At 44.0% G+C, this 8,481-nt stretch carries 9 protein-coding genes; 4 read left to right on the forward strand and 5 right to left on the reverse strand.

Annotated elements, in window-relative coordinates:
- Nucleotides 1-404: 404 nt before the first annotated feature.
- From QUA77_RS28045 to QUA77_RS28060, 4 genes are all read right to left on the reverse strand, one after another.
- The gene (locus tag QUA77_RS28045) at nt 405-743 is read right to left on the reverse strand and encodes a hypothetical protein (protein ID WP_333042928.1); all 339 of its coding nucleotides are present in this window, start codon (nt 741-743) and stop codon (nt 405-407) included.
- 189 nt (nt 744-932) lie between these two features.
- A complete protein-coding gene (locus QUA77_RS28050; RefSeq protein ID WP_333042926.1) occupies nt 933-3,278 on the reverse strand; it encodes an outer membrane protein assembly factor BamB family protein in 2,346 nt (781 codons plus the stop codon).
- Nucleotides 3,279-3,547: 269 nt separating this feature from the next.
- Nucleotides 3,548-4,192 (reverse strand): hypothetical protein, encoded by a 645-nt coding sequence (locus tag QUA77_RS28055; protein ID WP_333042925.1) that lies wholly within the window; start codon nt 4,190-4,192, stop codon nt 3,548-3,550.
- A 16-nt stretch (nt 4,193-4,208) separates the two neighbouring features.
- Complete coding sequence (locus QUA77_RS28060; RefSeq protein ID WP_333042924.1) at nt 4,209-5,099, reverse strand: hypothetical protein; 891 nt, start codon at nt 5,097-5,099, stop codon at nt 4,209-4,211.
- 268 nt (nt 5,100-5,367) lie between these two features.
- On the opposite strand from QUA77_RS28060, the gene QUA77_RS28065 reads away from it, so the two are divergent.
- From QUA77_RS28065 to QUA77_RS28075, 3 genes are all read left to right on the forward strand, one after another.
- Nucleotides 5,368-6,126, forward strand: a complete 759-nt coding sequence (locus tag QUA77_RS28065; protein WP_333042922.1) for a phytochelatin synthase family protein — start codon at nt 5,368-5,370, stop codon at nt 6,124-6,126.
- A 132-nt stretch (nt 6,127-6,258) separates the two neighbouring features.
- On the forward strand, nt 6,259-6,390 hold the full coding sequence (locus QUA77_RS28070; RefSeq protein WP_333042920.1) for a hypothetical protein: 132 nt from the start codon (nt 6,259-6,261) through the stop codon (nt 6,388-6,390).
- A 40-nt stretch (nt 6,391-6,430) separates the two neighbouring features.
- Complete coding sequence (locus tag QUA77_RS28075; RefSeq protein WP_333042918.1) at nt 6,431-6,574, forward strand: hypothetical protein; 144 nt, start codon at nt 6,431-6,433, stop codon at nt 6,572-6,574.
- A 461-nt stretch (nt 6,575-7,035) separates the two neighbouring features.
- On the opposite strand, the gene QUA77_RS28080 is transcribed toward QUA77_RS28075, so the two are convergent.
- On the reverse strand, nt 7,036-7,239 hold the full coding sequence (locus QUA77_RS28080; protein ID WP_333042917.1) for a hypothetical protein: 204 nt from the start codon (nt 7,237-7,239) through the stop codon (nt 7,036-7,038).
- Nucleotides 7,240-7,428: 189 nt separating this feature from the next.
- Here QUA77_RS28080 and QUA77_RS28085 point away from each other — a divergent pair, with 189 nt between their 5' ends.
- Nucleotides 7,429-8,130, forward strand: a complete 702-nt coding sequence (locus QUA77_RS28085) for a tyrosine-type recombinase/integrase (protein WP_333042915.1) — start codon at nt 7,429-7,431, stop codon at nt 8,128-8,130.
- Nucleotides 8,131-8,481: the final 351 nt, after the last annotated feature.

Genomic DNA, 8,481 nt, shown 5'->3' on the forward strand with positions numbered 1-8,481 from the left:
TTGAGTTACCTCAGTAGATGTGTTCTCTTTCTTTACTTATTTTAACATAGTTCGGTTTTTTGGCGCCGACCTACTTACTCTAATTCAGCAACGCCGACTTTTGATTTCCCCAGATATCATATTGCGCTTTCTTGTCCCATAGATAATTCTAAAAATTAGGGCGATTATCAGTTTAGCTTGGATATGGTTTTGCTGGAGATATGCAGCCCAAATCTATCTGCTGCTTGTACTTCAATTAAAATCTTTGCGATCGAAGGCTTCGCTCGTCTATGCAAGTAACATTTGCAGGGGAAAGTTCAGACTAAACGCCTTCGGAATTTACGATCGCTCACCAGCACTTGTCTCATCATCACTCAACCGTATTAGACAAACTCTCAAACCACCGAACTAAGGTACGGACATCCTCAAGCGCTCTCCGCTAACCGAGCGCCATCGCCCATCCAATCGCCATACTCCCCATGCTCGCCTGTCCCCCACACTATGATGTACTCTAGCCCCGGATCGATCTGCACGCCAAACCCACCGCTAGAGAAGTTAAATACTGCGTAGAGGTCGTCTGGCCCAACAGACCATCGCAAGAAAACGACGCTTGTCGCCAATGCTGGGAATTCGTTGAACACTTGAGCGAAGAAACGTTGACTGAATTCAGGAGTGTTGGCTAAAGCAATGTCTTGTGGCAGGCTCCACCACTGGCCCTCTGTCTCACGACCACAGCGAGGATCGTATTCTGGAAACTTGTCCATATCTCGTAACTGTAGGGGAAAAAGAAACCCAGCCTTGCTTAATCAGGGTATGAAAAAAATAAGTCGAAAATCCAGAAGCTTTGTAGATACTGGTTTCTAAAATTTGCATATTTAGTCTTTCATACCGTAAATCAGCAACGCGCGGAAAACAAAATTTTGATAGTTGGCGATCGCATACTTTCCCCTAATTCAACTGAGCGCGTAAAGCTTCCCGTCAGAGCCCGTAGTATAGATTACCCCCTCCGCGATCGCCAGTTCAGAGCATAATGCCGTTCCTATGGCAAACTTCCATAGTTGTTGTCCTGTCAGAGCATCTACTGCATAAACATTACCGCTAAAGGTTCCTAAGTAAACAATTCCGTCAGCAATAGTCGGAGGTGTTTGTATGTTAGTATCCGTTGTAAACTGCCACTTCTCTTCCCCAGTTGTGCAGGAAAGTGCGTAGAGTGTATGAGTATTTTGGCTGATAGTATAAACTGTGCCATCAAAAATCGCCAGATCGTGTCTCAACGAGCCTTTTTCTGGACTAAAGTTCCACTTCACCTCTCCAGTACGGATATCTGCTGCATAGAAATTTTTCTGTCCAACCAAGTAAACTGTTCCATCAGAAATAGCTGATAAGCGATCGTCGTACTGTTGAGTTTTGAATTGCCATGCAACTTCTCCTGTAGCGAGAGAAAGCGCATTTACGTAATGATAATTGTGTACTAAAACGATTTCATCATCTATCAAAGGGCAACCGCTAGATAAGGACACTTGGGCCTGCCACTTTAATAGTCCATTCCGACACGACAGGGCAGAGAGTTTGTGAGATCCGTCTTTGTTTCTGCTGTAAACATAGATTGTGCCATTAACAACAGCAGGAAACTCAGCGCTGCTGAGTTTGATAGACCACTGTTCTTGTCCAGTCATCGCAGAAAGTGCATACAAAGAATCACCTCCGATGTAAACCATGCCATCAGCCACAGCGGAACAAGAATAAGTTGTTTTGTCAAACTGCCATACTTGTTTTCCAACTTCAGCATCTATAGCATAAAGATTAGAGTAACTGCAGCCGACATAAACTATTCCATTCGCGGCAATCGGGGGGGATGATAAATGTCTATCCAGCGAGAATTTCCACTTCAATCCAACAACCTGGTGAACACCTCTAGTAATGTAAACACCAGTTTGTTGTGGATTGGCGCGATACATAGCTCCATCTGAGCTAATTGGAGGATCTGCTAAAGGCTCTCCTTGAATTGAAGCATCTGAAAGGATTTGGTTAATTAGTGCTGTTGTAGTATCAATTGCGTATAGATAACCATCTTCACTGCCAAAGTAAACCACTTCAGCAGCAATAGCAGGAGATGAAGACACTCCACCCATTGCTGTGAACTTCCACAGTTGCTGGCCTGTAGTGCTGAATAAGGCATAAAGATTTCCGTCTTCACTGCCGAAATAAACTATTCCCTCAGCCATACTAGGGTAATTGATGTTCCAATCACCACGGTAAAAAGTCCATTGTAATTGTCCTGTTTCTTTGTTGAGAGCCAATAAATATCCCTCTCTAGTGCCAATGTAAACCATGTCATCAGTGACTAACGGACTTGTGCAGATATAACCGCTTGTTTGGAATTCCCATACAATTTGTCTGCTAGCACTATGTAAAGCAAAAACTGAACTTTTTGTAGAGGAATAGTAGGACGGACAGCTAACATAAACTATTCCGTTAACAACCACTGGAGCCAAAAAACTGAGATTGTGTTTGTTGAATTGCCACTGTACCGCAGATGAAGCACTATCTAGTGACCAGAAACTACCAAATGCAAAAATGTAGACTGTGCCATCAGCAACAGCAAGAGAACTAACTCCATTGGGTTGCTCAAATTGCCATATTACTTGCTTGGTAGCAATATCCACAGCTTGGAGATAACCCTGTACGTTCAGAATAGGTGTGCAAGGGAGCTCGGTGTTTGACCCGTGTATTTCCGTAAAATTACTGGCTACATAAACAACACCATCTGCTACAACGGGCGATGATTCCACTACGCCTGGGGTGGCAAATGTCCATTTAGCTATACCTGTTTTCAGGTCTATTGCATACAACTGATTATCGTTACTGATGTAGGCAACATCATCAACAATTGTCGGTGGCGATGGACGTAAGAAGGCATTTTCAGACCCTTCCCCTTCTTTTGGTATTTGAAAAGTCCACTTGGCTTTTCCATTTCGGCTATTAACTGCATAGAAAGTACCCTGGTCATTTATAACGTACACTACTTGATTAATAACGACTGGAGAAACACGTATTCTGCTTTTTGTATTGAACTTCCACTTTAATCCATCGGGGTGATGAACTCCGCTACCATCATATAAACCCATACGCTGTTCCTCTAAAGACGGCCGATGATTTCTTTGGTCTAATTTTTTTATATGAGTAAAAATGACACTTATTCTAGAAAAAGGAAAAATTATTATAAACTTAAAAAGTTTTAAAGTCTCCACAATTAATCCTGAAATAAATAAAGCCAAACACAAAAAATATTGGCTCATGTAATCACATCACTTCTGTCATAATCAACTGGCACATTGGCAACTGACCCGCAACCCGCAATCACTCAATCCTCAGCAAATTTGTTAGCTTCACACAAACAATCCCTTGGAGAATCATTAAAAATAGCCCCGTTGTTTTAGGTCAAGCTTCATTATGCTTCATCCCGCAAATGGGTAGCTGCCAGTTCCCTCGCTGCGCCTGAGTATCTGCTTGATTTTGAGCGTTTCTCTGGAATTGATAAATTCGCATCTCACCCGACCCAACGACCCTACCTCACAAGAGCGATCGCGCCCCCATCAGGAAATTTCTCGTTCAAACTCTGATTGAAATAATACTGACACCAAAATTCTGCTACTTCCAACAACATGGGTACGGATTCAGCAACGATACCCGAACCCGACTGCAATCCATAGCCTTCTACATATTCTCTAGCTAGTTTGTAAGCCCAATAGGGAAAATCTGTCTCTACAAAACAGCGCAGTGCATACTCTAGCTTTAGTAAATCTCCACTGCGAACAAAGCGCACCGTTGTCCACCTAAAATTGCGGTAGTCATCCCCTTGCACCCCATCAATGTCTCTCAATAAGTTTCTCAAAGATTGCCGGCTTTCGTAACTAGGGTTTTCTCGGTAACTGTCCATCAGTGAGATCGCTTCATCCACTAATTGTTTTTGCTGTTCCCATTCTTCCTCCGTAAAATGTTCTGGACAATTCGCCTGATTTATCTGCTGCTGCACCAGTCGAGCAATGTAGAGCGCAAACTTTTCGGCGACGAGTTCATCAACGCACAGACTTTTGATACTCGTCAGCCTGGTTATCGGTATGGCAAAGCGAGCTTTTTCAACTTCTTGGGTGGCTTGAATCCATTTTTGGATTTTCTTAGCAATAGCAAGCTGTTGTTTGTTTTGTTTCATTCTAAATTGCCGACTATTAATATCCTGATTGAAGTAACGCTCCAGAGAGTAAATCTGTTAGTTTGAGTGTAACAGCCCACTGGTTTAAGTAAGCGATATCGAGTCGTTCCCCTTGCACCTTCAAAACTCCCAACACATCCCTCCACTGCTTTTGGGAACCGCCAGGAATTAGTTTGTACCAACTGAGTTTTTGCAGGACGATATCTTCGGGTGAGTAGATGTAAATTCCCTCCTCTGTTAAACCGCTAACAGGGAAAAGTTGGCGTCGGCTCATCACGGAAGCCGAAAAAGGGTCATCGCTGCCCATCACAAAAATATCTGCTTTCTCCATCGAAGGCAAATAGATGACATTGAACGATGATTCGCGGGGTGCTGTTCTTGAATTGGCAATCGCTTCAGTCACAGCCGACTCGCTTATGTAAAACTCGCCTGACATGGCATCAATTAGTCTCTGTGCTGTTCGCGATTCCAGGTCAATTACTAAGTCCAAATCTTGCGTAGATCTGTTCTCTCCCAACAGCGAACTCGCCACCGAACCTCCCACAACATAGGGAATATTCAGCGGTAGCAAGATGCTGGCTATTTTTTGCGCTAACAGAATCGGATCAGCAATCACGAGTTCGCCCCAATCTTTACTGTCTGATAAAACTTCTATCCACTCAACACCCAAGCACCTTTTAATAAATTCTTGCCGAACTTTTGTCTCAGCAGCATTGGGATACTGGTTCTTTATTCCAGATATTGCCAGCCTTCGCACCGCTTGATTGAAAGCGCAAGTCCGCTGTACTTTTTGTTGGGGCGTTAACTGTCGCAATAGCTGAAACATCAGCACGTCCGCCTCAATGCTGGTATCGATAGATTGCGGCTTGTATCTTGACTTGACTGTGACTGTTGGCATTGGCGGCATGATGCAATCTTGCTCCCAGGCAGAGATTTCAAAATTATATTACAGAATCTAAATTTTTCAGACCGCTTTATAACAATGATATTTTTCCTTAATTATAATGAAACTTTAACCCTAAAAAGACTTGCTATAATGATGTCCAAAGCAAAGGCGATAGTTACCCGAGCTACTAACCAGATGCCAAGGTCTAGACATTGTAAGGTTTAATTGTTCAACGACCAATTCTGACTAAGACTTTTTTCACACAACTGTTCTTGGGAGAGATGAAGATATGGACTTAAATCAAAAGTCGAGAAATCATCGATGGCGAGGGCGACTAATAAAAGCTGGAGGGGGTATTCTACTAATTTTCGGCACAGGTTTAAGCGTTTTTACCTGGAAAGCCTTCTCACCACCTTCTGTTAATCGACTACCACTTCCCAAAACTTTAGTTTCTCTAGAATCACCCGAAGGACAACAGCTATTGAACCAGAGCAAGAGCAAACAGGATTTTCAACCGCTTAGCACCCACATTGAAACTCAAAAGCGTCCCGCCTATTGTGGTGTGGCTAGTAGTGTGATGGTTCTGAACGCACTCGGCAGCAAAAAACAGGGATATCGCACCCTAACCCAAGACACCTTTTTTGACGGTCAAACCCAGAATATCCGTTCTTCTTATGCCGTTACTTTTTCGGGCATGACTCTTGATGAATTAGCTGCTTTGCTCAGAAGTCACAACGTCAAAGTTGAGGTCTACTATGCGTCGGAGACAACACTTAACCAATTTCGTACTCAAGCTAAAGCCAACCTTAACCGTTCTGGCGACTATATAATCGTGAACTACCAACGCTCTGTTTTGGGTCAGGGTAAAAGCGGGCATATTTCTCCCCTCGCTGCCTATCACGAGCAAAGCGATCGGTTTTTGATTGAAGACGTAGCCAGCTATAAATATCCGCCTGTATGGACTTCTACTGAAAATCTTTGGAAAGCGATGAATACTACCGATTCTATTTCCAAAAAGACACGGGGCTATCTCGTTGTGCGCCAGTAAAATAGAGAATTAGGCATTGCATAGCTGGGCTTCAACCCTTACTCAAAAATGACAAAACTGCGGGTGCGACCAAAAGTAATTGGAGTATTATGCTATTTTTGATTTGAACTTTATCAGTTTTGGAAAAGCACTGTGTCTAAACTTTTTGCCGTTGTTGTAGCAACCATTCCAGAGTATTACGACTACAAAAACGCTCACCCCGAACACGACCCCAATCAGCTAGCTTGGTTTCGCGAGCAACAGGACAAAGGAATACTACTGTGAATAAAGCCCGTTTTTTCCCCATGATGGAACAGGGCTTTGGGTGATTCAGGCAGAAAATGTGGAAGAAGCTCAAACAATTGTTAGCAGCAGTCCCCGCGCCCTGGAGGGTATGTTAGCAGAATCTACTAGAGTAGTGGAGTGGCAGGTGCATATTGGGTGCGAGCGTTTTGGGGATAGTAAATAGGTAGGGGCTATATTTGCAATTACTCATTCACCTCCAAAGAAGAACCATTGGGCTTGCGCCGTGATAAATGTATATTCTCTCCCCCTAGGCCGCCGAGCGATCGCGGAATCAGAAAATATAGACACCGCCATTGCGAACTCAGGTTGATACTATATGTTTTGAATCACCACTTATCCATGTCTTACCAAAAATTGCCGTAGTGTGAAATAGGAGTATCATTGCATAAAGTTACAATCCATAGGCAACAGCTATGTCCAAACGGCAAGCTTGAATCGGCAGTGCAAACCACCTCATATTGATCGGGTTTATCAACATCGCAAAACTTCAGCCACATGATGTCCCAGACACTTTCAGTCTTGTAACAATCATTTAACTGAAGAATCACATCTTTGACTCCGCCTTTAAAAAAAGTACCTGATTTTATGTTAACTAGATAAGCTTTGACTGTTGGCTCAACGGTACTAAATAAAGTTGTTGAGAACGCGAACTACTGCTTTTTCGAGCGTTGGATTAAGCCCATTCGCATCACCAGCAATGTATATCTCCAAGCTCTCAAAGTAATCTGGTAACGCTATAACAGCAAGCCAATATCCCTTACTCGGGTCGTAATCAAGACGCTCGCAAAAGCCTTTTATGTTTTCCAGCATGACTTTATAACTTTCCACCGCAAATCTTACCCTAAGCCAAAGTTTAACTATTTAAACACGCTATAGCAGCTCTCAACACTCGAACTGCCATCGCCTGAACCAAACTTGCTGATTCCTAGAGCGCTACGTTAAGAAATACCCCCGACGGATGCAGCAATGCAGCATTTGCGGCAAACTTTCTGGTATCGGGTCGGGTATACACCAAGCATGAAGATAGAACGGCACGGCCAGGCGAAAATCCTTACGCAACAGGAAATCGAACTGCTATTTAACAAAGGTTTGCAGACCTCACGCGATCGCACCTTGTTTGGAGTTTGCCTCTACACCGCTTGTCGGATTGCCGAAGCTTGTTCCCTGGAAGTCATCGATATTTACACTGCCAGAGGTACAGTCCGACCTACAATCAACTTCCGCAAGGGCAACACCAAAGGCCAGCTCCAAACCAGAACGATTCCAGTCATTGAAGATTTGCGGAGTCTCCTGACATCTTGGAAACCCCACGCAGGTCAGACTTATTTATTCCCCGGTCGCCACCATTCCCACCACTGGAAGCATCTGCACACCAACTCAGCGGATCAGATTTTGAGAGAAGCGTTCGAGCGAACTGGCATCGAGGGAGCCTCCACCCACAGTTTTAGGAGAACCGCCCTGACTCAGATGAGCAATGCGGGTATCCCATTGCGAATTATTCAAGAAATCAGCGGTCACAGTAACCTCGAACAGTTGCAGCATTACTTAGAGGTGAAGCCGGATCAAGTCAAAGGAGCGATCGCTTCACTTTCCATGCTTTCCTACACGGGGAAAGCTACATTTCCCCCTGTAGAGGATGAATTGCCGGCTGTGCCGTTACCGAGGGAGCAACTGTCACAAGCGCAATCCGACGCAACTGAAGAAATTCCCGACTGGTGATCGGCTGACTGTAAAAAAAGGGATGCTCCAGCAGCATCTGCTGGCTAGGAGGTGCTATACCATCCGTTTAACGGCTCTCATAGTGTTCCAGAGAAGCTCGTGCCAAAGCCTGAGATTGGTTTACGGCATCATCACCAACCGAAAGTTGAGCACTCTCGTTACGCTAGAAAAGTTCTTTAAAGCCCTTAAGCCCATAAAACAAAGGCTCCTAAATCAGAGGAGCTTTAGTTTAAATATGGTTCCAGACATCGAGCTATTTTCGAGATGCAGTGACGGGTCAAATATCTTCGCCACATGGGCGTTTAACAAGCCAAAAGTTGTCAGGGTAAAAAACGCTGAAGACTGCAGAGA

This window comes from Microcoleus sp. K5-D4 (genome assembly GCF_036704575.1).
GTDB lineage: Bacteria > Cyanobacteriota > Cyanobacteriia > Cyanobacteriales > Microcoleaceae > Microcoleus.

What these genes read in the sequence shown, in the direction of transcription:
- QUA77_RS28065 (WP_333042922.1), top strand. Translation starts at nt 5,368, where the DNA reads ATGGACTTAAATCAAAAGTCGAGAAATCATCGATGGCGAGGGCGACTA.
- QUA77_RS28050 (WP_333042926.1), bottom strand. Translation starts at nt 3,278, where the DNA reads ATGAGCCAATATTTTTTGTGTTTGGCTTTATTTATTTCAGGATTAATT.
- QUA77_RS28045 (WP_333042928.1), bottom strand. Translation starts at nt 743, where the DNA reads ATGGACAAGTTTCCAGAATACGATCCTCGCTGTGGTCGTGAGACAGAG.
- QUA77_RS28055 (WP_333042925.1), bottom strand. Translation starts at nt 4,192, where the DNA reads ATGAAACAAAACAAACAACAGCTTGCTATTGCTAAGAAAATCCAAAAA.
- QUA77_RS28085 (WP_333042915.1), top strand. Translation starts at nt 7,429, where the DNA reads ATGAAGATAGAACGGCACGGCCAGGCGAAAATCCTTACGCAACAGGAA.
- QUA77_RS28060 (WP_333042924.1), bottom strand. Translation starts at nt 5,099, where the DNA reads ATGCCGCCAATGCCAACAGTCACAGTCAAGTCAAGATACAAGCCGCAA.